The sequence below is a fragment of the Plantibacter sp. CFBP 8804 genome (assembly GCF_014841225.1).
Classification (GTDB): Bacteria; Actinomycetota; Actinomycetes; order Actinomycetales; family Microbacteriaceae; genus Plantibacter; species Plantibacter auratus.
In genome coordinates this window covers 628,416-654,712 of the sequence record NZ_JACYTU010000001.1, presented here as the reverse complement: position 1 = coordinate 654,712, position 26,297 = coordinate 628,416, and the positions used below count along the sequence as shown (strand labels likewise).

The 26,297-nt window shown below is 69.6% G+C and carries 26 protein-coding genes and 1 pseudogene; 22 read left to right on the top strand and 5 right to left on the bottom strand.

The features are described 5' to 3' along the window. Nucleotides 1-22: 22 nt before the first annotated feature. Nucleotides 23-391: a hypothetical protein gene (locus IFU11_RS03065; protein ID WP_192018129.1), complete on the bottom strand. Its 369-nt coding sequence runs from the start codon at nt 389-391 to the stop codon at nt 23-25. Beyond that, entirely contained in the window at nt 388-1,899 is a 1,512-nt protein-coding gene (locus tag IFU11_RS03060; RefSeq protein ID WP_192018128.1) for a PspC domain-containing protein, read from the bottom strand. Before IFU11_RS03060 ends, IFU11_RS03065 begins: the two co-directional genes overlap by 4 nt. A 112-nt stretch (nt 1,900-2,011) precedes the next feature. Here IFU11_RS03060 and IFU11_RS03055 point away from each other — a divergent pair, with 112 nt between their 5' ends. The 11 genes from IFU11_RS03055 (at nt 2,012) to IFU11_RS03005 (ending at nt 11,207) form a co-directional block, all read left to right on the top strand. Further along, on the top strand, nt 2,012-3,265 hold the full coding sequence (locus IFU11_RS03055) for an ATP-binding protein (RefSeq protein ID WP_192018127.1): 1,254 nt from the start codon (nt 2,012-2,014) through the stop codon (nt 3,263-3,265). Next, a complete protein-coding gene (locus IFU11_RS03050; protein WP_064296318.1) occupies nt 3,262-3,921 on the top strand; it encodes a LuxR C-terminal-related transcriptional regulator in 660 nt (219 codons plus the stop codon). Before IFU11_RS03055 ends, IFU11_RS03050 begins: the two co-directional genes overlap by 4 nt. Nucleotides 3,922-3,998: 77 nt before the next feature. Next, on the top strand, nt 3,999-4,529 hold the full coding sequence (locus IFU11_RS03045; protein WP_192018126.1) for a hypothetical protein: 531 nt from the start codon (nt 3,999-4,001) through the stop codon (nt 4,527-4,529). Between the two features lie 187 nt (nt 4,530-4,716). After that, nucleotides 4,717-5,064, top strand: a complete 348-nt coding sequence (gene rplS, locus IFU11_RS03040; RefSeq protein WP_056006851.1) for a 50S ribosomal protein L19 — start codon at nt 4,717-4,719, stop codon at nt 5,062-5,064. 76 nt (nt 5,065-5,140) lie between these two features. Continuing rightward, nucleotides 5,141-5,890, top strand: coding sequence for a signal peptidase I (lepB, locus tag IFU11_RS03035; RefSeq protein ID WP_124769107.1), 750 nt, complete (start codon nt 5,141-5,143; stop codon nt 5,888-5,890). Continuing rightward, on the top strand, nt 5,890-6,534 hold the full coding sequence (locus IFU11_RS03030) for a ribonuclease HII (protein ID WP_192018125.1): 645 nt from the start codon (nt 5,890-5,892) through the stop codon (nt 6,532-6,534). Before lepB ends, IFU11_RS03030 begins: the two co-directional genes overlap by 1 nt. A gap of 12 nt (nt 6,535-6,546) precedes the next feature. After that, nucleotides 6,547-6,870, top strand: a complete 324-nt coding sequence (locus tag IFU11_RS03025; protein WP_071260887.1) for a DUF2469 domain-containing protein — start codon at nt 6,547-6,549, stop codon at nt 6,868-6,870. Nucleotides 6,871-6,991: 121 nt separating this feature from the next. Continuing rightward, a complete protein-coding gene (locus IFU11_RS03020) occupies nt 6,992-7,348 on the top strand; it encodes a YraN family protein (RefSeq protein ID WP_192018124.1) in 357 nt (118 codons plus the stop codon). After that, complete coding sequence (locus tag IFU11_RS03015; protein ID WP_079705661.1) at nt 7,348-8,877, top strand: YifB family Mg chelatase-like AAA ATPase; 1,530 nt, start codon at nt 7,348-7,350, stop codon at nt 8,875-8,877. Before IFU11_RS03020 ends, IFU11_RS03015 begins: the two co-directional genes overlap by 1 nt. Then, nucleotides 8,874-10,220 carry a DNA-processing protein DprA gene (gene dprA, locus IFU11_RS03010; protein WP_244631621.1) on the top strand — a complete coding sequence of 449 codons (1,347 nt, stop codon included), beginning with the start codon at nt 8,874-8,876 and terminating at the stop codon, nt 10,218-10,220. The genes IFU11_RS03015 and dprA overlap by 4 nt, the downstream gene beginning before the upstream one ends. A gap of 57 nt (nt 10,221-10,277) precedes the next feature. Continuing rightward, the gene (locus IFU11_RS03005) at nt 10,278-11,207 is read left to right on the top strand and encodes a tyrosine recombinase XerC (protein ID WP_124769136.1); all 930 of its coding nucleotides are present in this window, start codon (nt 10,278-10,280) and stop codon (nt 11,205-11,207) included. Here the strand turns inward: IFU11_RS03005 and IFU11_RS03000 are convergent. After that, the gene (locus IFU11_RS03000) at nt 11,180-11,704 is read right to left on the bottom strand and encodes a murein hydrolase activator EnvC family protein (protein WP_124769137.1); all 525 of its coding nucleotides are present in this window, start codon (nt 11,702-11,704) and stop codon (nt 11,180-11,182) included. The two genes, IFU11_RS03005 and IFU11_RS03000, sit on opposite strands and share 28 nt — an antisense overlap. Nucleotides 11,705-12,017: 313 nt before the next feature. Here IFU11_RS03000 and rpsB point away from each other — a divergent pair, with 313 nt between their 5' ends. From rpsB to IFU11_RS02945, 11 genes and pseudogenes are all read left to right on the top strand, one after another. Continuing rightward, complete coding sequence (rpsB, locus tag IFU11_RS02995; protein ID WP_064295105.1) at nt 12,018-12,941, top strand: 30S ribosomal protein S2; 924 nt, start codon at nt 12,018-12,020, stop codon at nt 12,939-12,941. An 18-nt stretch (nt 12,942-12,959) separates the two neighbouring features. Continuing rightward, nucleotides 12,960-13,775: pseudogene (gene tsf, locus IFU11_RS02990) on the top strand (translation elongation factor Ts); the annotation flags it as partial. A gap of 108 nt (nt 13,776-13,883) precedes the next feature. Beyond that, nucleotides 13,884-14,597 (top strand): UMP kinase, encoded by a 714-nt coding sequence (gene pyrH / locus IFU11_RS02985; protein WP_056006822.1) that lies wholly within the window; start codon nt 13,884-13,886, stop codon nt 14,595-14,597. Nucleotides 14,598-14,669: 72 nt separating this feature from the next. Next, nucleotides 14,670-15,224 carry a ribosome recycling factor gene (gene frr, locus IFU11_RS02980; protein WP_064295107.1) on the top strand — a complete coding sequence of 185 codons (555 nt, stop codon included), beginning with the start codon at nt 14,670-14,672 and terminating at the stop codon, nt 15,222-15,224. Between the two features lie 71 nt (nt 15,225-15,295). After that, the gene (locus IFU11_RS02975; protein ID WP_241160866.1) at nt 15,296-16,342 is read left to right on the top strand and encodes a phosphatidate cytidylyltransferase; all 1,047 of its coding nucleotides are present in this window, start codon (nt 15,296-15,298) and stop codon (nt 16,340-16,342) included. 55 nt (nt 16,343-16,397) lie between these two features. Further along, on the top strand, nt 16,398-16,955 hold the full coding sequence (locus tag IFU11_RS02970) for a DivIVA domain-containing protein (RefSeq protein WP_236555416.1): 558 nt from the start codon (nt 16,398-16,400) through the stop codon (nt 16,953-16,955). 75 nt (nt 16,956-17,030) lie between these two features. Next, nucleotides 17,031-17,699, top strand: coding sequence for a hypothetical protein (locus IFU11_RS19980; RefSeq protein ID WP_079705666.1), 669 nt, complete (start codon nt 17,031-17,033; stop codon nt 17,697-17,699). 50 nt (nt 17,700-17,749) lie between these two features. Beyond that, the gene (locus IFU11_RS02960) at nt 17,750-18,040 is read left to right on the top strand and encodes a hypothetical protein (RefSeq protein ID WP_071260877.1); all 291 of its coding nucleotides are present in this window, start codon (nt 17,750-17,752) and stop codon (nt 18,038-18,040) included. 53 nt (nt 18,041-18,093) lie between these two features. Then, a complete protein-coding gene (locus IFU11_RS02955) occupies nt 18,094-18,837 on the top strand; it encodes an alpha/beta hydrolase (RefSeq protein ID WP_124769142.1) in 744 nt (247 codons plus the stop codon). 118 nt (nt 18,838-18,955) lie between these two features. Next, nucleotides 18,956-20,818: a hypothetical protein gene (locus tag IFU11_RS02950; RefSeq protein ID WP_138946842.1), complete on the top strand. Its 1,863-nt coding sequence runs from the start codon at nt 18,956-18,958 to the stop codon at nt 20,816-20,818. Beyond that, nucleotides 20,815-21,795: a tetratricopeptide repeat protein gene (locus IFU11_RS02945; RefSeq protein WP_192018122.1), complete on the top strand. Its 981-nt coding sequence runs from the start codon at nt 20,815-20,817 to the stop codon at nt 21,793-21,795. Before IFU11_RS02950 ends, IFU11_RS02945 begins: the two co-directional genes overlap by 4 nt. A 78-nt stretch (nt 21,796-21,873) precedes the next feature. On the opposite strand, the gene glgB is transcribed toward IFU11_RS02945, so the two are convergent. After that, nucleotides 21,874-24,096 (bottom strand): 1,4-alpha-glucan branching protein GlgB, encoded by a 2,223-nt coding sequence (gene glgB / locus IFU11_RS02940; RefSeq protein WP_192018361.1) that lies wholly within the window; start codon nt 24,094-24,096, stop codon nt 21,874-21,876. A 65-nt stretch (nt 24,097-24,161) separates the two neighbouring features. Further along, a complete protein-coding gene (locus IFU11_RS02935; RefSeq protein ID WP_192018121.1) occupies nt 24,162-26,216 on the bottom strand; it encodes an alpha-1,4-glucan--maltose-1-phosphate maltosyltransferase in 2,055 nt (684 codons plus the stop codon). Between the last annotated feature and the right edge of the window lie 81 nt (nt 26,217-26,297).

The window sequence follows — 26,297 nt, the reverse complement described above, 5'->3', positions numbered from 1 at the left end:
GGGGTCCTGTGCGTGACGGCCGTCAGGGCCGACGCCGCACGGCGGCGGCGATGCCGGCGATGACGAGGACGGCCCCGGTCGCGATGATCGCCCCGGTGATCCACCCCAGGGGGTCGATGCGCACCTCGGTGAGGTTGGTGACGAGCATGGCGCCGGCGAAGACGAGCAGGAGCACGCCCCAGAGGATCGTGCCGAAGCGCGGTGGTCGACCGCCTCGATCCTTCGGGCCGACATCGGTCCTCGGCTCATCCGCCGTCTGTGCAGTGGTCGGCTGCGCTCTGGTCGACTCCGTGGTGGCCGTCTGATCGGTCTCCGACGGAGCCGATCCCGTCGCCGCGTCGGCTGGGGACGACATGTCCGCCGCTCCGGTCCGGTCGTCCTGCTCGCTCATCGTCCCGCCTCCGCTTCCTCGGTCACGACAGCGCTGCCGGCGACCGTCCACACCCGTACCCGCGTCGTTTCTCCTGACGCCGTTCGTCCGTACCGTGCCTCATCCTGGAAGAGAGCTCCGCCGCGTCGGTCCGTCCGGTCCCGACCGTCGCGTCCCGTCTCCAGGGTGCCCGCGATCGCTGAGAACTCGACGATCACCGGCACGTCCTCGGGGATGAGCACGTCGACCTCGCCTGCGAGGATCCATACGTCGATCGTGCCACCGCGCAACGCGTCGTCGTCGGCGAGTTCACCGAGGTCGAGCGTGGGTTGGCCGGCGATCATCACGTAGCCGCGTCGGTCGTCCGTATCCGTCGACGTCACGGTCCAGGTCGTGCGTCCGACCGGCAGGAAGGAGGAGCCGAGTGGGAACACCCCGGTGGCGAGCAAGGAGATCACGGCGGCCCAGGTGAACAGTCCGAGCCAGCCGCTCTCCCGTCCGCTGATCCCCGCGATGATCGTCGCGACGGCGAGCGCACCGAGCGCTGCGGCGAGCCCGATGACCACGACGACCGGGACCGAGAACCCGGCGCTCGCCGCGATGACGGCCGCGCCGGCACCGGCGAGCAGCGCCAGTCCGAGGGTGATCGCCACGAAGGCCGCTCCAGGGTGCTGGGCACGACGCTCACGAGCCTTCGTCTCACGCTCGGCCTGCTGCTCGGCTCGCTGGCGGCTCATCTCGTCCCGGAACTCCTGACTCGTCCAGCCGCGCTGCTGGCTCGGAGCCCCCTCCCACGCGGTGGCGGTGGCGGTGGTGGTTCCAGGGAGCGGGACGGTTGTGCCCGCATCATCAGGCCAACCATCGGCCTTCGCGAGCGACACCGGGTTCGCGGCACCGGGGGAGGCCGGGGCCGAGCCGGCAGCGCCCGAGGGGGAGGCTGTGGGCGATGGTGCCGTCGGCTTCGGGATCGAGGCGTCGCTGGTCCACGGGTCGCGCTGCGGCGGTGTCTCAGGCGGAGTCGCCCGCCCGGGGTCGCGGCGGGAGAACATCACGATCAGCCAGACCGCCGCGGCGACCAGGGCGATCACCCAACCGGCGGTCATGGTCGACTCCAGCCACCCCGGCAGGTTCCACGCATGCGGCACGCCGTCCCACCAGAGGCCACGCATGAACGGCACGACGGTGAGCACCGCGAGGATACCGATCGCGACGATCGCCGGGTCGAAGACGCCCCGGATCGCACGCTCGAGGTGGATCCGACCCTGCTGGTCGGGGATGAGCGCCCAGCCCGCGGCGTAGACGAAGAGGACCGGCCCGCCCAGGATCGCGATGACGATGAGGGCTCCGCGCACGATCATCGGATCGAGGCCGAGCCGGACCGCGACACCCCCGGCGACACCGCCGAGCCACGAGTCGCTCGAGCGACGGAGACCGGTGGACCGCCACCAGTCGAAGAAGCGGGTTGTCGGATCCTGCGGGGCGGGTGCCCCCGGTTCTGCTCCGGTGGGCGGCGTGCTGTGGTTCGTCATGGTCCGATTCTGGCGAAGCGTCCGGGTCGGGCCCATCCGGCATGACCCTGAGTGCACCCTGATCCTGCCGTCCCAGGGTGCCGACCGCACCCCGAACTGCTTGGATGGCTCCATGGGAACCGAGGTGATGATCCGTCCGAGGCGCCGCCTGCTCGGCGGTGTCTGCGCCGGCTTCGCCGAGCACACCGGTCTCCCCGTCGCCGCGGTGCGGACGGCGACGGTCATCCTCGCGTGCTGCGGCGGAGCGGGCCTGCTCCTCTATGTGTGGCTGTGGGTCATGACGCCGACCCAGGGCGCGGACGCACCACTCGATCCTCGGGAGCACCTGCTCCGGCCGGCCTCGACCGAAGGCGGAGGCGACCTCGACGGCCCCCGTCGCGCGCCGATCACGGAGGTGTTGCTCGGGATCGCCCTGCTCGCGGCCGGAACCGCGCTGATCGCGACCCGGACCGGGCTGGACATCCCACTCGAGGCCGTCATCCCCGTCATCGTCGTCCTCGCGGGAGCCGCACTCGCCTGGCGGCAGTTCGGCGAGCGTGGTCGCGGTGAGGGCTCACGTGCCCTCTTGATCCGCGTGCTCGGAGCGCTCGTCCTCGTCGTCCTCGGCATCCTCCTGTTCTTCGTCACCGGTGACCGCCCGAACATGTGGACGGTCATCGTCGCAGCGATCGCCGTGCTGCTCGGGGTCGCCGTGGTCATCGCCCCCTGGGCGCTCCAGCTCAATCGCGACCTCGCCGACGAGCGCGCCGCGCGGATGCGCGAGGCCGACCGCGCCGAGATCGCCGCGCACCTGCACGACTCCGTGCTCCAGACGCTCGCGCTCATCCAGCAGCAGGCCGGTCCGGGGAGCGAGGCGTCCCGTCTCGCCAGGGCGCAGGAGCGCGAGCTGCGGAATTGGCTCTTCTCCGGCGGGACCGCTCCGACGGGCGACCTCGCGACCGAGCTGCGGACCATCGCGGCGGCGGTGGAGGCCGACCACGCGGTGCGCGTCGACGTCGTCGCGGTCGGGCGTGCGATCGACGACGCTCCGGAGCCGCTCCTCGCCGCCGTACGTGAGGCCGTGCTCAACGCGGCACGTCACGCCGGCGGCGACGTCTCCGTCTATCTGGAGACGGCACCGCAGCGGATCGAGGTGTCGATCTCGGACCGCGGCCCCGGCTTCGACCTGGAACAGGTCCCGCGGGACCGCCTCGGGGTCAGGGAGTCGATCATCGGCCGGATGCAGCGCATCGGTGGCGAGGCGACCATCCGTCCGGGGCCCGGCGGACGAGGTACCGAGGTCCGTCTCGTCCTGCCCGTCCACGGCGCCGCGCCGACGGCGCCACAGCCCGACACCGTCCCGACCGTTCCGAGGAGCCGACCATGAGCGACCGACCGCTGACCGTCGTGATCGTCGACGACCACTCGATCTTCCGTTCCGGACTGCGCAGCGAACTCGATCCCGGCATCGAGGTGCTGGGGGAGGCCGGCGACGTGGAGGAGGCGATCCGGGTGATCGGAGAGACGCGCCCGCAGGTCGTGCTGCTCGACGTCCACCTGCCGGGTGGTGCCGGCGGCGGTGGCGCGGACGTGATCGCCGGCTCGGTGTCGATCGCGCCCGCCACCCGGTTCCTCGCGCTGAGCGTCTCGGACGCCGCCGAGGACGTGGTCCGGGTGATCAGGGCCGGTGCACGCGGCTACATCACGAAGAGCTCCTCGGGTGCCGAGGTCGCGGAGGCCGCACGGCGGGTCGACGACGGCGACGCGGTCTTCTCACCCCGGCTCGCGGGATTCGTCCTGGACGCCTTCGGTGCCGTGACGGGGGAGACGGCGGAGTCCGTCGACGAGCTCGACCGGCTGTCCGCCCGTGAGCAGGAGGTCATGCGCCTCATCGCCCGCGGCTACGCCTACAAGGAGGTCGCGACAGAGCTGTTCATCTCCGTGAAGACCGTGGAGACCCATGTGTCGAGCGTGCTGCGCAAGCTGCAGCTGTCCTCGCGCCACGAACTCGCCGCCTGGGCGCTGCAGCGCAAGCTCCTCTGACGACGCTGGCCGGAACCGACATCGGCCGACAGCGAACGACCAGTGCGCGCTCAGGAGCCCGGCGGTAGCCTGAAGGCATGATCATCCGTCGGGCGTTCTACTACTGGCGATTCGCCGCGATCTTCGTGCTGCCCGCCTGGCCGTTCGTCGGATGGGGACTCTTCGGTGAGAGCGGCTGGAGCCTGTTCGGGCTCGTCATCGCCATGCCGATCCTCGCCATCGCGCTCGCCGCGATCGCGTTCCTCATCTCCGCCAGGGCCAGCGTCCGGACGACGAAGCTCGTGTCGTGGACGGACGTCGGCCTGCTCGCGCTCTGGCACGTCACGATCATCTGCTTCGGCTCGTTCAGCTCGGGCGTCGCCCTCTGGGCGGTCCTCGGCGTCGTCGCAGGCCTTGCCGCCTTCTGGGGCGTCATCGCGCAACTCATCTCCGAGACGGCACGCCGCGCCCGGGAGACGATGGCCGAATTCGAGCGCATGGCCGCTGCCGCCGGGCCAGGCACGGTCCCCGGCTCGGCGATCCCGCCGCAGCCACGGTTCGATCCCGGTCCGATCGACGGCGGCGAGTTCATCGTGATCGAGGAGTCCAAGCCCGACGAGCGTCGCTGAGCGGCCGTATCCGCCGCTGTCGCCTGCGCCGTACCGGGGCCCGGTTTCCCATCCGAGGCCCTTTCATGACACAATTGCTGTTTGTGCCTCCGCAGTTCTGCCACAGGGGAACACCGGCATCGGGCACACCCTTCCTTCCGAACGTATTCAGCGGTCGACCTGTGGCGGTCGCAGAGATGGAACCATCATGCACATTCTCGACTCAGTCGATGCAGCATCCCTCAAGTCGGACATCCCCGACTTCCGCGCCGGCGACAACGTCAAGGTGCACGTGAACATCATCGAGGGCAACAAGTCCCGTATCCAGGTCTTCCAGGGTGTCGTCATCGGCCGCTCCAACGAGGGTGTCCGCGAGACCTTCACGGTCCGCAAGGTGAGCTACCAGGTCGGCGTCGAGCGTACCTTCCCGGTCCACTCCCCGAACATCGACCACATCGAGGTCGTCACCCGCGGTGACGTCCGTCGCGCGAAGCTGTACTACCTCCGCGAGCTCCGTGGCAAGAAGGCGAAGATCAAGGAGAAGCGCGACAACTAGTCGTCCTCCCGGTCGCCCTCCGCGATCATTCCTGAGCTCCCCACCGGATAAGCTGGTGGGGAGCTCAGGCGGTTAAATGACAGACAATTCCCTGGCGGCAGACGCGTCGCCCGACCACCAGCAGCGCCCCCGCGGCAAACGCGGAGCGCTGCTCTTCCTTCGCGACCTCCTGATCATCTTCGTGGTCGCGCTGCTGGTCTCCTTCCTCATCAAGACCTTCCTCGTGCGGTCGTTCTACATCCCGTCCGGGTCGATGGAGAACACACTGCAGATCCAGGACCGCATCCTGGTGAACGAGCTCGTCCCCGACGTGGTCTCGCTGAACCGCGGCGACGTGGTCGTCTTCCAGGATCCGGGCGGCTGGCTCCCGCAGACGGTCGAGGCTCCGCAGCCTCCCGTCACCGCAGCCGTCGAATGGGTGCTGTCGATCTTCGGCCTCGTCGCTCCCGACAGCGACGACCACCTCATCAAACGCGTCATCGGCTTGCCGGGCGACCACGTGTCGTGCTGCAACCCGCTCGGGCAGATGACGGTCAACGGGGTTCCGCTGAACGAACCGTACGTGAAGCTTCCGGCCGGCACCGAGAAGGTGTCCGGAGACCCGTTCGACATCGTCGTCCCGGAGGGCTCGCTCTGGGTCATGGGCGACAACCGGTACAACTCGAAGGACTCCCGGTACAACGGCGACACACCCGGTGGTGGCTTCGTCCCGATCGACAACGTCGTGGGGCGCGCGTTCGTCATCACCTGGCCGTCCAGCAACTGGGCCTGGCTCGACAACTACCCGACCGTCTTCCAGGGCATCCCCGCCCCAGAAGAGGAGTGATGGCCGTCAGCGAACCGACCCTCGAGGTCGAGCACGAACTGTTCGCTGCGGGTGTCCCGTCGGTCATCGGCATGGACGAGGTGGGTCGCGGAGCCATCGCCGGCCCGGTGGCCGTCGGCGCCGCGGTGGTCGTCCCGGCCTGCGGGCCGTTCCCTGAGGGACTCCGCGACTCGAAGCTGTTGAGCGAGCGAGCGAGGACCCGCCTGGAACCGCTGGCTCGCGAGTGGGTGTTGTACGGGGCCGTCGGACTCGCGAGCCCGGCGGAGGTCGACGAGCTCGGCATCACCGCGTGCCTCGGACTCGCCGGCCGTCGGGCACTGCTCGAACTGCACGCCGTCGGCGCGGACGTCACGGGATCGACCGTCCTGCTCGACGGCAACAGCGACTGGCTGAGCCGGGCGCTCCAGCGACCGCTCACCATCGCCACGAGGGTCAAAGCGGATCGGGACTGCGCGTCGGTCGCCGCGGCGTCCGTACTCGCCAAGGTGCACCGTGACCGACTGATGATCGAGTTGCACGAGGCACTGCCGGAGTACGGGTGGGAGGGCAACAAGGGATACGGCTCGGCGCAGCATCTGTCGGCCCTCTCCGAGCACGGCCTGACCCTCCACCACCGGAGCAGCTGGCTGCCCGCCTACACGTAGACTGGAGAGACCATGGACGAAGACGAGTTCGAAGACTACGACCGCGAGGTCGAACTGGCCCTCTACCGCGAGTATCGCGATGTCGTGGGGCAGTTCAAGTACGTGATCGAGACCGAGCGCCGGTTCTACCTCGCCAACGAGGTCGACCTCGTGCGACGCGACACGGCGAACGACTTCTACTTCGAGCTCTCCATGACCGACGTGTGGGTGTGGGACGTCTACCGGTCCGACCGGTTCGTCAAGAGCGTCCGGGTGCTCACGTTCAAGGACGTCAACGTCGAGCAGCTGTCCTCGCGTGACTTCGAGCTCCCGAAGGAACTCACGCTCGACGAGTAGGCACGGTTCCCGCTACCGACAGCGCTCCACAGGCACGCCTCGCCGCGCGCTCGTCGACGACAGACCCACCTCCGGGTAACGAGCCTCGTCTGCACGCTTGGCTGGATGCCAGGAGGTGCACATGGCACGGAAGGACGAGCTCGGCCGACGCGGCGAGCAGGTGGCGGCGGATCATCTCGAGGCGTGCGGATACCGCATCCTCGACCGCAATTGGCGATGCCCGCAGGGCGAACTCGACCTCATCGCGGACGACGACGGCACGCTGGTGTTCGTCGAGGTGAAGACCCGTTCCGGCGTCGGCTTCGGCGATCCCGCGGAGGCGGTCACGCCGAGCAAGCTGGCCCGGATCGGTCGTCTTGCCGGGGCTTGGTGTGCTGAGCACCGACCGCGCTCGCGGCGGATGCGCGTCGACGTCGTCGGCATCGTGCTGCCGTCCGAAGGGGACATGCGACTTCAGCACCTGCGGGGAGTCTCCTGATGGCCGTCGCACGCACCTGGTCGGTCGCACTCGCCGGCCTCACTGGCGCGATCGTGGAGGTCGAGGCGTCGGCCGCCGCGACCGTACCGGGCATGGCGATCGTCGGGCTTCCCGACAAGTCGCTCGGTGAGGCCGCGCACCGCATCAAGAGTGCGACGGCGAACTCCGGCTGCGAGCTGCCCGGTGGCAAGCTCACGATCAACCTGTCTCCCGCGTCGCTGCCCAAGCAGGGGAGCGCATTCGACCTCTCCATGGCGATCGCCTGTCTCGCCGTCGGCGGCCTCGTCCGCCGGGAGTCCGCCGAGCGGGTCGTCCACCTCGGTGAGCTCGGGCTCGACGGTCGACTCCGTCCGCTCGTCGGCGTGCTGCCGGCCGTCCTCGCCGTCGCCCGTGCCGGATACGACGCGGTGATGGTGCCGACCGCAAACGTCGAGGAGGCGCAGCTCGTGCCCGGCGTCACGGTGATCGGGGCGACCTCGCTGCGTGATGCGGCCATCTGGCACGGTGCAGAACTCTCTGCGATCGACCTCGAACCCGTCCGACAGCGGGTCGATCGGCTGCCAATGCCCGACCCACTCGATCTCGCGGACGTGGTCGGACAGCCGGACGCGGTCGACGCGATGGTCGCTGCGGCGGCCGGCGGGCACCACGTCATGATGGTCGGACCTCCCGGTGCAGGTAAGACCATGCTGGCCGCCCGGCTCCCCGAGATCCTCCCCGACCTCGAGCCCGAGGCCGCGGTCGAGGTCAGCTGCCTCCGCTCGCTCATCGGTCTACCGCCGGACGGAGCGCTCGCCCGACGACCACCGTGGGAGAGCCCGCACCATTCGTCATCGGCGGCGGCGATCATCGGTGGCGGTTCGCGCCAGATCCGGCCCGGAGCAGCCGCGCGCGCGGCGCATGGTGTGCTCTTCCTCGACGAAGCGCCGGAGTTCCGAGCCGACGTCCTCGACTCGCTGCGTCAGCCACTCGAAGCCGGCGTGGTCACCGTGCATCGTGCGCACGGCAGCGCGACGTTCCCGGCCGCCTTCCAACTCGTCCTCGCCGCGAACCCCTGCCCCTGCGGCCAGTACGGCACGGCGGACGGCGTCTGCACCTGTCCACCGCAGGCCCGTCGACGCTATCTCGGGCGGATCTCGGGGCCGCTCCTCGACCGGATCGACATCCGCGTGCGGGTGCACCGGATCACCTCGGCACTGACGAGTCTCTCGCAGGAGGGTGGGGTCTCCACCGCTGAGGCTCGTTCCCGCGTCGAAGCGGTGCGGGCCGCGAGCGCCGAACGGCTGGCCGGCACCGGCTGGACCACGAACGCGCAGGCGAGCGGCACCTGGCTCAGGAGCCCGCGGATGCGGCTGCCCAGATCCGTCACGAGCGCGTTGGACCGCTCCCTCGAGCGGGGAGGCATCACCATGCGTGGCTACGACCGCATCCTCCGACTGAGCTGGACGCTCGCCGACCTCGACGGGGCCGGTAGCCCCACAGCCGAGCACTTGGGGCGCGCCCTCTTCCTGCGGAAGGGCATCTCATGAGCGCATGGTTCGGCTTGGACCGCGAGTTGGTCGAACGCCTCGTCCGCGGACTCGGCGGCCTGGAGCCGGCCGAGGCCGTGGGTAGTCCTCGCGCGGATGGAGGTGCCGAGCACGTCTCGGTGGCCGATGAGAACGTCGGCCCCGCCGGGATCCGGGCGGCGTTCGCTCGGGCGGCCTGGACGATGATCGCCGAACCAGGCGACGGCGTGGCCGGGCTCGTGGTCGGTGCGCTCGGCCCTGCGGGCGCACTGTCAGCGGTTCTGGACCGGGTGGGGCCGACCGAACTGCAGCGCCGCATCCTCGGCAGCGAGTGGTCCAGTGGCTCGGGCTCGACGTCGGCCGATGCCGATGCCGAGTCCGAGGATCCCGCCGCGATTCCCGCCTCCCGCGTGCTCGGAAGTGCGCTGGAACGCTGGCGCCCCCGTCTCGTCTCGGCTGACCTCGTCGCCGCGTGCGAGACCGCGATCGAGGTCGGCGTACGACTACTCCTGCCAGGCGCTCCGGGCTGGCATGCGGGGTTCGACCACCTCGGTGTGCACGCGCCGCACGCCCTCTGGCTGCGCGGTTCTCCCGACGCGCCTGCGGGAGAACGCACCATCGCGTTGGTCGGGGCCCGGGCCGCGTCCGGGTACGGCGAGCACGTCACTCTCGAGGCGGCGGCCGGGCTCGTCGACCGGGGCTTCGCGATCGTGTCGGGTGCCGCGTACGGCATCGACGGCGCGGCGCACCGAGCCGCCCTCGGGAGCGGAGGCGTGACCGTGGCCTACCTTGCAGGTGGGGTCGATCGGCCGTACCCTGCCGGTCACGACGCGCTCATCCGTCGGATCCGCGAGGCCGGTGGGGCCGTCATCAGCGAATCACCGTGCAGGTCCACACCGTCCAAATGGCGATTCCTGCAGCGGAACCGGCTCATCGCCGCAGCCTCGGCTGCGACGGTGGTCATGGAGGCCGGAGACCGCTCCGGGTCGATCAACACGGCGGGTCATGCTGCGTCCCTCGGGCGTCCGCTCGGAGCCGTGCCCGGCCCGGTCACGAGTCCGTCGTCGGCTGGCTGTCACCGGCTGATCCGTGAGTACGCCGCCACCTGCGTGACGAACGCCGCGCAGATGGCGGAGCTCGCCGGGTGGACCGCGGTCGACGCGGACGCGCAGGCGTTCGCCTCACCGGAGGAACGCCGGGTCCGTGATGTGATGAGCGCTCGCTCGCCGCGCACCGTCGAGGCGCTTGCGAAAGCGAGTGGTCTGAGTCCTCGTGAGGTCACCAGCGTGCTCGGTGCACTCGATCTCGCCGGGGCCGTCGAGGAACGCGAACGGGGTTGGGTGCTCGTCGGCGGACGGGCGTGAGGTGATCGGTCGGCGGGGGAAGGCCACGGCGTCGGACGCGTGGGGCATGCTGTCCACGTGGACATCTGGAGTAGCATCGACGGGTTCTCGGAGCACCTCGCTTCAGAGCGTCGGTTGTCGCCGCAGACCGTTCGCGCCTACGCATCCGATCTCCGGCAGCTCGCCGACTTCGCCACCGGACGCGATGTCGAGCGCGTCGACGGCGTGACGCTGGACCTCCTCCGCGACTGGCTCTGGGCAGCTTCCGAGGCCGGCTCGTCCAAGGCGACGCTCGCGCGACGCACCGCCACGGCCAAGGCCTGGAGCGCCTGGCTCCTGCGCACCGGCAGGGTCGATTCGGACGTCGCGGCACGTCTCCGGAGTCCGAAGACGGGTCGGACCCTGCCACGAGTCGTCGGCCGGGGGCCGTTCGACGACCTCCTCGCGGGGCTCGAGGACCGCGCCGCATCGGGGGAGCCGAACGCCCTCCGCGACCTCGCCGTCGTCGAACTGCTCTACGCGTCAGCGCTTCGCGTGTCCGAGCTGTGCGGACTCGACCGGGACGACCTCGACCTCGACCGGCTCACCGTCCGTGTCACGGGCAAAGGTGACAAGGAGCGGGTCGTTCCGTTCGGCGTCCCCGCTCAGTCGGCGATCGTCGACTACCTCACGAGCGCCCGCCCGCAGCTGGTCGCCCGTGCAGCCGCGAACGACCGCGGACCGACGCCCGGCGCAGCCCTCTTCCTCGGCGCGCGCGGAGGGCGGCTCGGCCCGCGCTCCGTCTACACGCTCGTCGCCCGGCTCCTCGACGCCGTGCCCGGTGGTGGTCCGGCAGGGCCTCACGCCCTGCGGCACACCGCCGCGACGCACCTGCTCGACGGGGGAGCGGACCTCCGCGCGGTCCAGGAACTCCTCGGCCACGCGAGTCTCGCGACGACGCAGATCTACACGCACGTCTCCGTCGAACGCATCAAGGAGAGCTACCGCAACGCCCACCCACGGGCCTGAGCCTCCGCCGTCGCGGTCAGTGGGAGCAGGACGGCCGGTGGCACCTCGCCGAGCAGCAGCATCGGATTGACGTAGACGCCGTCGAGCCGCACCCCGAAGTGCACGCAGCCGTCGGCGCAGTGTCCGCCGACGTCGACCGTCCCGATCGGTGCCCCGCGGGTCACGCGGCTACCGACGTCGACCGAACCCACCACCGGCTCGATGCTCGAGACGTGTCCGTCGTCGTGCCGGATCACGACGAGTGGGCGGTCGACCACCGTCCCGCTGAACGTCACGACGCCGGCGGCTGCTGCGGCGACCGGCTGACCGGGTGATGCCGCGATGTCGATACCCCGGTGGCCGGCGCTGTAGGGGTCGGGCGGCGCGACGAACGGCTCGGTGACGACGTGCGGGGGAGCGATCGGCCAGCTCCAGGCCGGCGCCGCCCCAGACGTGCTCACGGGTGCGAGGAGCACCAGGCAGGAGATGAGGAACCAACTGGCGATCGAGGTCATCATGATCCGAGCCTGACGTGCTCGGGAGAGCGAGGGCCGGTGGGCACCTCGGAGCGGGGGGACGGACCTGGTCGGACGGCCTGTGGAGCGCCGTCATCACGGTGGCCTGATGCTATGCTGAACGGAGCACCTCGCTCGTCGGGGTGACTACGCGTGCCATTTCGGCCACCACCTCCAATCGGTCCTCGCTCTCCGGAGCGTGGCGGACGTGCGCCGGGCACCAGGGACGAGGCCATCCGGTCCGTCAGACAACCGAGGCACTCCCACCCGTCCGCGTCAGCGGTGCGGTGGCGAGCGCAGAACAGGAGAACGGCTCATGGCCGTCGTAACCATCCGCCAGCTGCTCGACAGCGGCGTGCACTTCGGGCACCAGACCCGCCGTTGGAACCCGAAGATGAAGCGCTTCATCTTCACCGAGCGTTCCGGCATCTACATCATCGACCTGCAGCAGTCGCTCGGCTACATCGACCAGGCCTTCGACTTCGTCAAGGAGACGGTCGCCCACGGTGGCACCATCCTCTTCGTCGGCACGAAGAAGCAGGCGCAGGAAGTCATCGCCGAGCAGGCGACGCGCGTCGGCCAGCCCTACGTCAACCAGCGTTGGCTCGGTGGCCTCCTCACCAACTTCCAGACGGTGTCGAAGCGACTCGCCCGCATGAAGGAGCTCGAGGAGCTCGACTTCGAAGACGCCTCCAAGAGCGGCTTCACCAAGAAGGAACTCCTCATCAAGAAGCGCGAGCTGGACAAGCTCCACAAGTCGCTCGGTGGTATCCGCAACCTCTCGAAGACGCCGTCGGCGCTCTGGGTCGTCGACACCAAGAAGGAGCACCTCGCGATCGACGAGGCGCGCAAGCTCGGCATCCCGGTCATCGGCATCCTCGACACCAACTGCGACCCCGACGAGGTCACCTACCCGATCCCGGGTAACGACGACGCGATCCGTTCCGTCGGCCTGCTGACGCGCATCATCGCCGACGCCGCCGCCGAGGGTCTCATCCAGCGCCACCAGAAGCCGACCGAGGGCGACGCCCCGGCCGAGCCGCTCGCCGAGTGGGAGCAGGAGCTGCTCCAGGGCGGCGAGCAGGGTTCCGCCGAGACCGAGAAGGTCGCCGATGAGGCGATCGCCGCAACCGACGCCGTCGAGGCAGCCCCGGCTGTCGAAGACGTCGAGGTCGCTGCAACCGAGTCCGCCGCCGACGCCGAGGGCGCAGCTGCCGCCGTCGTCGCCGACGAGAAGTAATCAAGGAGGACACCAGCAATGGCCAACTTTTCTCTCGCTGACCTGAAGGTGCTGCGCGAGCAGCTCGGCACCGGCATGGTCGACACCAAGAACGCACTCGTCGAAGCCGATGGCGACGTCGAGAAGGCGACCGAGATCCTGCGTCTCAAGGGTGCGAAGGGTAACGCGAAGCGTGCCGACCGCTCCACGAGCGAGGGCCTCGTCGCCGCGAAGGAGAACGGCGACACCGCCACGCTCATCGAGCTCGCCTGCGAGACCGACTTCGTCGCGAAGGGCGAGAAGTTCCTCGCTCTGGCCGACCTCGTCCTCGACGCGGTCGTCGCCGCCGGCGCGACCACCGTCGAAGAGGGGAACGCGGCTCCGGCCGACGGCAAGACCGTCGCCGAGGTCATCGCGGACTCCGCTGCGATCATCGGTGAGAAGTTCGAGCTCCGCCGCCTCGCGGTGGTGCACGGTGAGCACTTCGCCGTCTACCTCCACAAGACCAACAAGGACCTGCCCGCGCAGGTCGGCGTGGTCGTCGGCTACACGGGCGACGACGCGGAGACGGCTCGCAGCATCGCGCAGCACATCTCGTTCGCCAACCCGTCCTACCTCAGCCGCGACGACGTCCCGGCCGACGAGGTCGAGAAGGAGCGCGAGATCGTCACCGAGATCTCGAAGAACGAGGGCAAGCCCGAGGCTGCACTGCCGAAGATCGTCGAGGGCCGCGTGACCTCGTACTTCAAGCAGGTCGCGCTCCTCGAGCAGGACTACGCCAAGGACAACAAGCTGTCCGTGCAGAAGGTGCTCGCTGACGCGGGCCTCACCGTGACCGGGTTCGCCCGCTTCAAGNCCGCGCACGTGGGATCGGTGACGATCCAGCCAGCGAGTCGACGGCTGTCGCGGACAGCGGGCGGCTCCTGACGCTAAGTTGTGTGAGGGACGAGGAAGGACAGGCGGATGCCGGAGAAGAAGCGCAGGGTACTGCTCAAGCTGTCAGGTGAGGCGTTCGGAGGCGGCCAGTTGGGCGTCAATCCCGACGTGGTCGGGTCGATCGCCCGCGAGATCGCTGAGGCGACCGCCGAGGTCGAGGTCGCAGTGGTCGTCGGAGGCGGCAACTTCTTCCGCGGAGCCGAGCTCAGCCAGCGCGGCATGGACCGCGGCCGAGCCGACTACATGGGCATGCTCGGAACGGTCATGAACGCCCTGGCGCTCCAGGACTTCCTGGAACAGGCGGGTGCCGCCACGCGCGTGCAGTCGGCCATCGCCATGACGCAGGTCGCCGAGCCGTACATCCCGCTCCGTGCCGAGCGACACCTCGAGAAGGGCCGCGTCGTCATCTTCGGAGCGGGCGCCGGACTCCCGTACTTCTCGACCGACACCGTCTCGGCACAGCGCGCGCTCGAGATCGGAGCCGTCGAGGTCCTCGTTGCCAAGAACGGCGTCGACGGCGTCTACACCGCCGACCCCCGCGTCGACCCGACGGCGACGAAGATCGACACCATCTCCTATCAGGAGGCGCTCCAGCGCGGCCTCAAGGTCGTCGACTCGACGGCCTTCAGCCTCTGCATGGACAACGGCATGCCGATGCGCGTCTTCGGCATGGAGCCGGCCGGCAACGTCACGGCGGCCATCCGCGGTGCCGCGATCGGCACCCTCGTCACCTCCGCCTAGGCGGCAGGGCGGCCAGGCCGAGGCCAGCCGCCCGACTAGACTGAACCCAGTAATGCAATCAAAGGAGTGCTCGTGATCGCGGATGTCCTCTCGGATGTTGGTACCCGGATGTCGAAGGCCGTCGAGGCCGCGAAGGATGACTTCGCCACGGTGCGTACGGGTCGCGCCAACCCCCAGCTGTTCCAGAAGGTCCTGGTGAGCTACTACGGCACGCCGACGCCGCTGGCGCAGCTCGCCTCCCTGCAGAACCAGGAAGCTCGCACGATCGTCGTGACGCCCTACGACAAGTCCGCATTGCGCGACATCGAGCAGGCGATCCGCGACATCCCGAACCTCGGCGCCAACCCGACGAACGACGGCACCGTCATCCGGGTCACCATGCCCGAACTGACCGCTGAGCGTCGCAAGGAATACGTCAAGATCGTCCGCGGCAAGGGTGAAGACGCGAAGGTGTCGATCCGCAACATCCGTCGCAAGGGCAAGGACGACCTCGAGGCGCTCAAGAGCGAGGTCGGCGATGACGACGTCGCACGCGGCGAGAAGGAGCTCGAGGCCGTCACGAAGTCCCACATCGACGCCGTCGACGCCGCGCTGAAGGCCAAGGAGACCGAGCTGCTCTCCATCTGAGCCGCTGTCCCACCGCTGATTCCGTTCGCCGACCGGTCCCTCGACCGACGGCACGCCCGCTGGAGGTACCTGTGGAAGACGATGTCGCTCCCGGGCGATCGAGCGATCCGTCGAAGCCCGAGCCCGGCCGGTCCGGCAAGTCGGGTCCGCAGGAGTTGCGGTCCCAGCTGAAGGACCGCCGCGCGAAGTTCGAGCGGCAGGTCGACGCCAAACGTGCCGACATCGAACGGCAGGTCCAGGCGACGAAGGCGCAGTTCGACGCGACGAACGAACGCATCGAGGCGAGGGTCGGCCGCAACCTCGTGAACGCCATCCTCATCGGGGTGGCCGCAGGCGGCATCATGCTCGTGAGCCTGATCATCTTCAAGGTGATCTTCGTCGTCCTGGCCTCGGCCGTGGTGGCCTTCGCCACGCTGGAGCTGCGGAAGGCCCTCGAGCAGACCGGGCGCCGGGTGCCGGCGATCCCGACCGTCATCTCGGCCGTCGCGATGCAGCCGGCGGCGTTCTTCCTCCACGACGTCTGGCGTTGGTCCGTCGTCCTGCTCGGCATCCTGCTCGTCATCGTCTGGCGCGTGGCCGAGCAGGCCATCGCTTCGAAGCGGACCGACCTTCCCACGCTCGTCCGCGACCTCGCGTCCGGGACGTTCATCCAGGTCTACGTCCCCTTCCTCGCCTCCTTCGCCGTGTTCCTCGTCGCCCAGCCCGAGGGCGAATGGTGGACGCTGGCGTTCCTGATCCTCGTCATCTGCGTCGACGTCGGTGCTTATGTGAGCGGCCTGTCGTTCGGCAAGCACAAGATGGCGCCGGTGATCAGCCCGAACAAGACCTGGGAGGGCTTCGCCGGAGCGGGGGTCGTCTCGGTCGTGGCCGGCGTGCTGCTCGCCATCCTCATGCTCGGTGTCCCGTGGTGGGTCGGTGTCCTGCTCGGTCTGCTGCTCCTCGGCAGTGCCACGGTCGGCGACCTCGCGGAGTCGCTCATCAAGCGCGACATCGGCGTGAAGGACATGAGCTCGTGGCTTCCCGGGCACGGGGGATTCCTCGACCGCCTGGACTCGATCCTGCCGTCGGCGGTCGTCGCCTACGTGGTGTACCTCCTGTTCGGCGGACTCGCGGTCTGAGTCCCGGCTCGGTCCGATTTCGCCCGATCAGCCCCTCATGGGGGAGAATGGTCCGGTGAGCACGATCTTCCCCACCGCAAAACGTTCGAAGCGTGGCTACGATCCGGCCGAGGTCGACGAGTTCCTCGACCGCGCTCGCGCCGCCTACGGGCAGGACACCGACGCCGACGCCGATGCGATCCTGAGCGCGGAGGACATCCGGCACGTGGCGTTCCGGCTCGTCCGGGGTGGCTACAGCACCGAGCACGTCGACGCGGCGCTCGAGCGACTCGAGGACGCCTTCTCGCTCCGCGAGCGGGAGCGGTCGGTCGAGGAGCGCGGTGCCAAGGAGTGGCTGCGCGACGCCCGCGGCACCGCGCAGGTCATCCTCAACCGGCTGACGAGGCCGGAGGGCCAGCGGTTCCAGCGGGTGAGCCTGCTCGCCCGCGGCTACAGCCGGAAGGACGTGGACGCCCTCGCGGATCGCCTCGTCGCCTACTTCCACGACGGCACACCGCTCAACGTCGACCGCGTCCGCACGGCCGTGTTCCGCAACGAATGGGCCGGTTACCGAGAGTCCCAGGTCGACGCACTGCTCGACAGCGTCGTGGACGTCATGCTGGCGGTTCGCTGAGCGTCGGCCGACCAGGTGGCCTGATCAGGCATTCTCGGCTACCATCGATGCATCGTGCCTCAAGACTCAACTGACGTGACCCCGTGGAAACCATCAGCCCAGCCGAACACCGGTAAGGCGGTTCAGCCCTACCGTCGGCCGCGCTCTCGCGGCAAGAAGGTCCTCGGGATCTTCGCGGCGACGGCTGCGTTCGGCTTCGTCGCCGTGACGATGGTCGACCCGACCTCAAGCGTCGTGGCGTCCTCCTATGCGGAGAAGCAGGCGCAGTTCGGTGGCAACGCCGCGCAGTCGGTCGTCGCAAGCTCGAACTACCAGTACACCTTCGCCCGCGACAGCTACGAGGTCGTCGCTCCGCCCCCGCCGCCTCCCGTGGCGACGCCCGCCGCGACCGGCGGCGGTTCCTCGTCTACGGGCAGCGCTCCCGCGGCAGGCACGCCTGACCCGGGTACGGCTCAGGCCATCGCCTACGACATGGTCATGGCCAACGGCTGGGGCGAGGGCGAGTACAGCTGTCTCGTCTCCCTGTGGAACCGCGAGTCGGGTTGGAACGTGTACGCCTACAACGCCAGCTCCGGCGCCACGGGCATCCCGCAGGCGCTTCCCGGCTCCAAGATGGCCTCGGCCGGAGCCGACTGGGCGACCAACCCCGCGACGCAGATTACCTGGGGTCTCGGATACATCACGAGTCGGTACAGCACGCCGTGTGGCGCGTGGGCCCACTCGGAGTCCAACGGCTGGTACTGACCGGAACCGCCTCCCGACACGGTTGTGGAGGCTGAGCCTAGACTTGACCCATGCCCCGACACCACCGCCACCGGCCGCGGCCCGGCGACGACGAGGGTAACGGTCTCGAACGGCTGATGGCGGGGTGGAAACGCACCGAGGACCATCGAGACGGATCCTGGTTCGTCCAGCCCGTCAGCGGTTCCAGTGCGCAGAAGACCTATGTGTGTCCTGGATGCGGACAGTCCATCCCGCCCGGCACCGCCCATGTGGTGACGTGGCGCGCTGACGGGGTCCTGGGCGACCAGGCCGACATCGCTGCCCGGCGGCACTGGCACTCGCACTGCTGGCGGATCCGGTGAACGCACGCACGCCGCGAAACGACCCGACCACACTGCCCCCGGAGGACTGACTCATGACCGACACCATCGAGATCCGTGGTGGCGCCGAGCTCCCCGCCGTCCGCGAGGAGATCGAGCTGCACACGGCCGACGGCCTGACCCTGGTCGGCGAGCTCGCGGTGCCGGCCGACGGCGAGATCGTCGCGACCCTGGTGACGCTCCACCCGCTGCCCACCGCCGGCGGGTTCATGGACTCCCATGTGCTCCGGAAGGCCGCGGCGCGCTTGCCTGCGCTCGCGGGGATCGCCGTGCTCCGCTTCAACACCCGCGGCACCTCGTCTCCTCGAGGGACGAGCGACGGCGCGTTCGACGGCGGCGTCGGCGAGCGGGCCGATGTCGAGGCCGCGCTCGCGTTCGTAGCCGAGCGCGGGCTTCCGCATCCGTGGATCGTCGGATGGTCGTTCGGGACCGAGCTGGCCTTGAAGTACGGGCGCGACCCGGCCGTCGACGGCGTGATCCTCCTCTCTCCGCCGCTGCACCGCACGACGGAGGACGAGCTCCGGGCCTGGGCCGGCGACGACCGGCCGATGGTCGTCCTCGTGCCCGAGTTCGACGACTACCTCCGACCAGCGGAAGCGGCGGAACGGTTCGGCGTCCTCCCCGGGGCCACCCTCGTCCCGGTGGACGGTGCCAAGCACCTGTGGGTGGGGGAGAGTCAGACCCGTCGCGTGCTCACCGAGATCGTCGCTGCAGTGCGTCCCGAGGCGCTGCCGCTCCCGACGCACTGGCCGGCCCCCGGCCTCTCAGCGGCCGTCTAGCCGCCTCCCAGTCATTTCCGATAGCCTGAACCACCTGCGTCTCCTGCCGGCCCGACCCGCCGGATCCCGTCGGACGCAGGATCACCCGCGTCGCTCCGACGCCAGAGGAGAGTAATCCGTGCGTTTCGTTCTCGCCATCGCCGCGTTCGTCGTGGCAGCCGTCATGATCGTGACGGGAATCGCGCAACGGACCGTGTTCCTCTCGCCCGGCACCTTCAGCCTGTCCACGACGGTCGACAGCGGTGATCGGTTCATCGTCATCCCCGGGAGCGTGCTGCAGTCGCAGCCGGGAGCGCAGTCCATCGTGGCGGGCGCGGGCGGCGACACCCAGGTGTTCATGAGCTACGGGCGCTCCGACGACATCACGGCCTGGCTCGGCGACGAGCCCTACAGCCGCGTCGGCGTCAACAGTGCCGGCACCGCCCTGACGACCACCACCGTCACCGCCGAGGCGGACGCGACCGACGACGGGGCGACCCCGAGTCCGGAGCCGTCGGCGACGCCGGCCCCCGAGGCCACCGACGACACCACCACCTCCGAGAAGGGCCCGGACCCGCGCGGATCCGACCTCTGGCTCGGCGAGTACGACGAGGCGGGCGCGGTCATCGCGACGATGAACCTGCCGAAGGACATCGACGTGCTCATCGCGACCGACGGTACGGCCGCCGCTCCGGATTCCCTCCGCCTCTCGTGGCCACTCGACAACGCCACCCCGTGGGCCGGCCCGCTGATCGCCGGTGGCATCCTCGTGCTCCTCGCCGGCATCGTGCTCTACCTCTCGGGGATCCAGCGCATGCGTCGCTCGCGAGGCCCGCGTCGCAAGGGTCCGGGACAAGGACAGAAGGGCATCACCAAGATGTCGAGACAACCGAAGCCGCGCCGCCCCCGTGAACTCGGAGCCGGCAAGACGAAGCGCTCCCCGCTCCGCCGCTCCCTCGTCGTGGGCGTGCCGCTCGTCCTCATCGGCACGCTCGGCCTGAGCGGTTGCTCCCAGGACTACTGGCCGACCATCGGAGCGCCGTCACCGACGCCCACCGTCACCGCGACGGACCTGCCGGCCGACAGCCAGGACCAGGACTTCGCGGCGCCCGTCGTCACCGTGCCACAGGTCGAACGGATCGTGTCGCGGATCTCGACGGCGGCGTCCGAGGCCGATGCTGCGCTCGACGGCACCGCTGCGGCCGTCCGGTTCTCCGGGCCGGCGCTCGAGGAGCGCACCGCGAACTACGCCCTCCGCTCGAAGGTGGCCGACGCCGCCGGAGCGACCCCCATCCCCGCCTCGCCCGTCACGCTCACCCTGCCTCAGGCGACGGACGCCTGGCCACGGACGGTCATGACCGCGATTCAGGACAAGGCCGACGAGACGGTGTCACCGACGGTCCTCGTGATGACCCAGCAGGACCCGCGGTCGAACTACCAGGTCGTCTACGCGGAGAAACTCCTCGAGGGCGCCCGACTCGAGAACGTCGCGCCCGCGACCATCGGTGCCGCGAGCGTCCCGCCGGACTCGAAGCTGCTCGTCATGCCGCCGGAGGAGATCGCCGCGGCCTACGCCGACATCATCACGAACGGCGACGCGAGCACCTTCGCCGGCCTGTTCAACGCCGATGGCGACGTCTTCCGCACGCAGGTCGCCGCGGACCGCGCGACGAAGGCCGCCAACCTGCCGACGACGGCGAGCATCGCCTTCTCGGCGGCCGCCGGTACCGGCCCGAACGTCGCGCTGGCGACCAACGACTCCGGCGCGATCGTCGCCGTCAACGTGCAGGAGGGCGAGGTGGTCTCCGTCGTCACAGCCGGTGCTACCGTGAAACCTTCGGGTGCGGTCGCCGCGCTCTCCGGGATCACCGAGAGCGCGAAGGGGACGCAGGCCACCTACGGCGACCAGCTCCTGTTCTACGTGCCAGCCGTCAACTCCGGAGAGAAGATCACCTTGCTCGGATTCACCCAGACCCTCATCGCCGCATCGGAGCTCCCGTGAGTGCCGCGGAGCCGAGCGCGGCACACCTGCGCGGCGCCGTCGACCTCTCCGGCCTCGCGCGTCGCCACCAGACGCCGCCCGCAGGCGCGCCGACGCAAGCAGGCGCGCCTGCAGAAGCGCCCGGCGCGACGACCGACCAGACCGTCCAGGTCCCGTCCCTCGTCTTCGACGCGACGGACGACGGGTTCGGACAGGTCGTCGAGCTGTCCTCCGTGGTCCCAGTCGTCATCGACCTCTGGGCCGAATGGTGCGGGCCGTGCAAGCAGCTCTCGCCGGTACTCGAGCGCCTCGCCGCGGAGTACGCCGGCCGCTTCGTCCTCGCCAAGGTGGACGTCGACGCGAACCCGCAGCTCTCCCAAGCCTTCCAGGCGCAGTCGATCCCGATGGTCGTCGCCGTCGTGGGTGGACGCCCGGTGCCGATGTTCAACGGCGCGATCCCGGAGTCGCAGGTGCGCGACGTGATCGAGCAGTTGCTGCAGCTGGCCGAGCAGAACGGGGTCTCCGGTCGGGCCGTCGTCGCCGGTGGCGACGCTGCAGCCCCTGCCGAGCCCGTGGAAGAACCGCTGCCGCCCCTCCACGCCGAGGCGTACGAGGCCATCGAGCGCGCCGACTACCCGACGGCCATCGCCGCGTATGAGAAGGCCATCGCGCAGAACCCGAAGGACGACATGGCTGTGGCCGGCCTCGCCCAGGTCCGTCTGCTGCACCGCCTCACGGGGAAGACCCTCGATGAGATCCGCGGACAGGCGGCCGCCGCTCCCGACGACCTCGACGCCCAGCTGACCGTCGCCGACCTCGACCTCTCCGGAGGACACCTCGAGGACGCCTTCGACCGGCTGCTGACGCTGTTCCCCGACCTCGACCAGTCGGGCAAGGACACCGTCCGGACGCGCCTGCTCGAGCTGTTCCAGGTCGCCGGCGTCACCGATCCGCGCGTCATGAAGGCCAGGGCCCGGTTGACCGGCCTCCTCTACTGACCGACCGCTGCACGACGAAGGCCCGCCTCCCTCAGGAAGCGGGCCTTCGTCATGCATCCGGGTGCTGCGGAAGCCTGGTCAGCCGACGTGCTTGAGCCAGATCATGCCGAGCGGAGGGAGCGTGAGCTCGGCGGAAGCCGGGCGTCCCGCCCACGGTGACGCCGACGCCTCGATCGATCCGTAGTTGCCCACGCCGGATCCGCCGTACTCCACGGCGTCGGTGTTGAGCAGTTCCTCCCACCGACCCGCGCGAGGCAGACCGACCCGGTACGGCCCGACGGGGGCACCGGAGAAGTTCACGAGCGCGGCGATCACGTTGCCGTCGTCGTCCCAGCGCAGGAAGGAGAGCACGCTGTTCTGTGCGTCCCCGGCGTCGAGCCATTCGAAGCCGGCGGCGTCGTGGTCGAGGGCCCAGAGGGCCGGGTGCTCCGTGTACACGGCGTTGAGTCGGGACACGAGGCCGAGCAGTGCCCGGTGGCTCGGCTGGTCCAGGATCCACCAGTCCAGACCGCGTTCCTCCGACCACTCGGAGGGCTGACCGAACTCCTGGCCCATGAAGAGCAACTGCTTGCCGGGGTGGGCCCACATGAAGGCGAGGTAGGCCCGCATGTTCGCGAGCTGCTGCCAGTGGTCACCGGGCATCTTCGCGAGGAGGGACCCCTTGCCGTGGACGACCTCGTCGTGGCTGATCGGCAGGAGGAAGCTCTCGCTGAATGCGTAGACCATCGAGAAGGTGATCTCGCCGTGGTGGTGCGACCGGTAGAGCGGGTCGTGCTCGATGTACTGGAGCGAATCGTGCATCCAGCCCATGTTCCACTTCAGGCCGAACCCGAGTCCGCCCTCGCTCGTCGGCGCGGTGACGCCGGGCCAACTCGTCGACTCCTCGGCGATCATCACGATCCCGGGGTTCCGTCGATAGGCCGTCGCGTTCGCCTCCTGGAGGAGACTGATCGCTTCGAGGTTCTCACGCCCGCCGTGGACGTTCGGCAGCCACTCGCCGTCCTTCCGCGAGTAGTCGAGGTACAGCATCGAGGCGACGGCGTCGACGCGTAGGCCGTCGACGTGGAACTCCTCGAGCCAGTAGAGGGCGTTGGCCACCAGGAAGTTCTTGACCTGGGGCTGCCCGAAGTCGAAGACGAGGGTGCCCCAGTCCGGCTGTTCGCCACGTCGCGGGTCGGGGTGCTCGTAGAGGGGCTGACCGTCGAAGTTCGCGAGGGCCCATTCGTCCTTGGGGAAGTGGCCGGGCACCCAGTCCATGAGGACGCCGATCCCCGCGCCGTGGAGACGGTCGATCAGGTACTTGAGGTCGTCGCTCGAACCGAAGCGGCTGGTCGGCGCGTAGTAGCCGGTGACCTGGTAGCCCCAGGAGCCGCCGAAGGGGTGCTCGGCGAGTGGCATGAACTCGACGTGCGTGTAGCCGAGCTCCGCGATGTACTCGATGAGCTGGTCCGCGAGGTCCCGGTAGCCGAGCCCGGGACGCCAGGAGCCGACGTGCAGCTCGTAGACGCTCATGGGTCCGTTGTGCGGATCGCTCGCGGCCCGCCGATCGAGCCACGCCTCGTCCGTCCAGCGGTAGTCGCTGACACCGGTCACGGATGCGGTGGCGGGGGAGCGCTCGGTGAACCGGGCCATCGGGTCGGACCGACGGACCCAGTCGCCGTGCTGGGTCAGGATCTCGAAGCGGTACAGCTCACCGGCGCCGATGGTGGGGATGAACAACTCCCAGACACCTGTCGCACCCATGTTGCGCATGGCGTGCGCCGTGCCGTCCCAGGAGTTGAGGTCGCCGATGACCCGGACCGCGCGCGCGTGGGGTGCCCAGACGGTGAACGCGGTGCCGGCGACCGACTCGGTGACCCCACGCAGCTCGGTGACGTGTGCGCCGAGTGCGTCCCAGAGTCGTTCGTGGCGACCCTCGCCGATGAGGTGCAGGTCGAGTTCACCGATCGACGGCGCGAACCGGTACGGGTCGTCGGCGTTCCAGATCGACCCGTCGCTGTAGCGGGCGTCGAGCGTGTAGTCGATGATGCCGTCGACGTGGAAGCCCTGCCAGATGCCGGCGCGGACGTGCGCGAGCTCCACGCGCGCACCGTTGGCGAGCACCGCCGTCACCTGCTCGGCCAGCGGCCGTCTGGCGCGGACGACCACGAGGGGGTCGCTCACCCCGCCGAGGTCGACGAGGTGCTGGCCGAGGATCTGGTGCGGATCGTGATAGCGGCCCTCCGCGACGGCGTCGAGGATCCAGTCCTCGACGGAGGGGAGCGGGAGCTCCCGGGGCGCCGGTGTGGCGTCGACCGGCATCGGTGCGGCGCGACGGCCGGAGCGCTTCGGTGCAGCGGCACCGTCTGGGGTCACAGGGCTGGTCGTCATGGTCGGATCCTCACGCTCAGGATGTGCACGGGCTCGGTGAAGGCGTCGAGGCGCACGAAGTTGCTGTCGGACCAGATCCACTCGGCCCCCGTGACGAGGTCCGTGACGTCGAAGCTGCCGCCCGGGGCGCCACCGAACACGGTCTGGTCGAGGTGCACCATGGTCTGTCGGACCGAGTGCGGATCGAGGTTGGCGACGACGAGCAGGGTGTCGTGCTCACCGGTGCCGGTGAACCGCTGGTCGAGATGCTTGCTGAAGACGAGGATCTGGTCGTCGTCGCTCCAGTGGAAGCTGATGTTGCGCAACTGCCGGAGGGCGGGATGCGCACGCCGGATCTGGTTGAGCAGGGTGAGGTACGGCGACAGCGAGGTGCCGGCGGCTTCCGCAGCGGCCCAGTCCCGCGGACGGTACTCGAACTTCTCGCTGTCGATGTTCTCCTCGGCACCGGGACGGGCGACGTTCTCGATGAGCTCGTACCCGGCGTAGACCCCCCACGTCGGAGCGGCGGTCGCGGCGATCGCCGCACGCACCTTGTACGCCGCCCGGCCACCGAACTGGAGGTACTCGGTGAGGATGTCCGGCGTGTTGACGAACAGGTTGGGCCGGAGGAAGTCGGCGGTCTCGGTCGCTGCCGCGCCGAGGAACTCCTCGAGCTCCTCCTTCGTGTTGCGCCACGTGAAGTAGGTGTAGCTCTGCTGGAACCCGACCTTCGCCAGACCCTGCAGCAGGGCCGGACGGGTGAAGGCCTCCGCGAGGAACACGACGTCGGGGTCCGTCCGGTTGACGGTCGCAAGCAACCACTCCCAGAAGTCGAGCGGCTTGGTGTGGGGGTTGTCGACGCGGAAGATGCGGACACCGAGCGAGATCCAGTGCCGGACGATGCGCAGCACCTCGGCCCGGATGCCCTCGGGGTCGTTGTCGAAGTTGACCGGGTAGATGTCCTGGTACTTCTTCGGCGGGTTCTCGGCGTACGCGATCGTGCCGTCGGGGAGGGTCGTGAACCACTCGGGGTGCTCGGTCACCCAGGGGTGGTCCGGCGACGCTTGCAGCGCGAGATCGAGGGCGACCTCCAGGCCGACCTTCTTCGCCTGGCGGACGAAGGCGACGAAGTCCTTCTCCGTGCCGAGGTCGGGATGGATCGCGTCATGACCGCCCGCGGAACCACCGATCGCCCAGGGGGAACCCGGGTCGTGCTCGCCGGGCGTGAGGGTGTTGTTCGGCCCCTTGCGGAACGTCACGCCGATGGGGTGGATGGGCGGCAGGTAGAGGACGTCGAACCCCATCGCGGCGACGGCCGGCAACCGACCGGCTGCGCTGCGGAAGGTGCCCGACGTCCAGGAGCCGTCCGGGTTCCGCTCGGCACCCTCCGACCGCGGGAAGAACTCGTACCAGGAACCGACGCCGGCCCGGGTCCGCTCGACGCGGACCACGCGCTCGTCGCTCGTGCTCGCGAGACCGGCGAACGGTCGGCGGTCGGCGATGGCCAGGAGTTCGGGGTCGTCGAGCACCGCGAACCGGGCTGCCGGCTCGGCGTCGGTGTCGCGGAGGAGCTTGGCGGCGGCGGTGAGGAAGCGGCGGTCCTTCGCCGGGCGGAGCTTGTCCGTCGCGGCGCGCTCGAGGAGTTCCGCGCCGATGAGATACATGAGCTCGACGTCGACGCCGGCCTCGATCTTGACCCGGGCGTTGTGCTCCCAGGTCGAGAACTCGTCGGCGAAGGCGCGGACCTGGTACCGCCAGGTGCCCTCGGTCGCGAGTTGGACCTCGACCTCGAAGCGGTCCGTGCCCGGGGCGCCCGGAGCCATCCGATGCGCGACCGTCTTCCCGCGCGGATCGGTGAGCAGAAGCTCGACGCCGATGAGGTCGTGTCCCTCGCGGAACGCGGTCGCGCCGAACGGCACCACCTCGCCCGAGAACGCCTTGGCCGGCCAACGGCCACCTTCGACCGAGGGCGTCGGATCCAGGATCGGGATGCGCCCGATGCTCGGGGACAGCGTGAGCGACACCGGTACGGCGTCGTCGACGGTGGAGGACTGCGGTACTGACTTCGGCATAGTGCGTTCCATCTCCTTCGGTGCCACTGGTCCGACCGTACCGCGAAACGACCACCGATGAAGGGGCGCGCGGGGTGTCGC

Excerpts from the sequence above, each read along its gene's own strand:
- IFU11_RS03065 (WP_192018129.1), bottom strand. The coding sequence starts at position 391 with ATGAGCGAGCAGGACGACCGGACCGGAGCGGCGGACATGTCGTCCCCA.
- IFU11_RS03060 (WP_192018128.1), bottom strand. The coding sequence starts at position 1,899 with ATGACGAACCACAGCACGCCGCCCACCGGAGCAGAACCGGGGGCACCC.
- IFU11_RS03055 (WP_192018127.1), top strand. The coding sequence starts at position 2,012 with ATGGGAACCGAGGTGATGATCCGTCCGAGGCGCCGCCTGCTCGGCGGT.
- IFU11_RS03050 (WP_064296318.1), top strand. The coding sequence starts at position 3,262 with ATGAGCGACCGACCGCTGACCGTCGTGATCGTCGACGACCACTCGATC.
- IFU11_RS03045 (WP_192018126.1), top strand. The coding sequence starts at position 3,999 with ATGATCATCCGTCGGGCGTTCTACTACTGGCGATTCGCCGCGATCTTC.
- rplS (WP_056006851.1), top strand. The coding sequence starts at position 4,717 with ATGCACATTCTCGACTCAGTCGATGCAGCATCCCTCAAGTCGGACATC.
- lepB (WP_124769107.1), top strand. The coding sequence starts at position 5,141 with ATGACAGACAATTCCCTGGCGGCAGACGCGTCGCCCGACCACCAGCAG.
- IFU11_RS03030 (WP_192018125.1), top strand. The coding sequence starts at position 5,890 with ATGGCCGTCAGCGAACCGACCCTCGAGGTCGAGCACGAACTGTTCGCT.
- IFU11_RS03025 (WP_071260887.1), top strand. The coding sequence starts at position 6,547 with ATGGACGAAGACGAGTTCGAAGACTACGACCGCGAGGTCGAACTGGCC.
- IFU11_RS03020 (WP_192018124.1), top strand. The coding sequence starts at position 6,992 with ATGGCACGGAAGGACGAGCTCGGCCGACGCGGCGAGCAGGTGGCGGCG.
- IFU11_RS03015 (WP_079705661.1), top strand. The coding sequence starts at position 7,348 with ATGGCCGTCGCACGCACCTGGTCGGTCGCACTCGCCGGCCTCACTGGC.
- dprA (WP_244631621.1), top strand. The coding sequence starts at position 8,874 with ATGAGCGCATGGTTCGGCTTGGACCGCGAGTTGGTCGAACGCCTCGTC.
- IFU11_RS03000 (WP_124769137.1), bottom strand. The coding sequence starts at position 11,704 with ATGATGACCTCGATCGCCAGTTGGTTCCTCATCTCCTGCCTGGTGCTC.
- rpsB (WP_064295105.1), top strand. The coding sequence starts at position 12,018 with ATGGCCGTCGTAACCATCCGCCAGCTGCTCGACAGCGGCGTGCACTTC.
- pyrH (WP_056006822.1), top strand. The coding sequence starts at position 13,884 with ATGCCGGAGAAGAAGCGCAGGGTACTGCTCAAGCTGTCAGGTGAGGCG.
- IFU11_RS02960 (WP_071260877.1), top strand. The coding sequence starts at position 17,750 with ATGCCCCGACACCACCGCCACCGGCCGCGGCCCGGCGACGACGAGGGT.
- IFU11_RS02955 (WP_124769142.1), top strand. The coding sequence starts at position 18,094 with ATGACCGACACCATCGAGATCCGTGGTGGCGCCGAGCTCCCCGCCGTC.
- glgB (WP_192018361.1), bottom strand. The coding sequence starts at position 24,096 with ATGCCGGTCGACGCCACACCGGCGCCCCGGGAGCTCCCGCTCCCCTCC.
- IFU11_RS02935 (WP_192018121.1), bottom strand. The coding sequence starts at position 26,216 with ATGCCGAAGTCAGTACCGCAGTCCTCCACCGTCGACGACGCCGTACCG.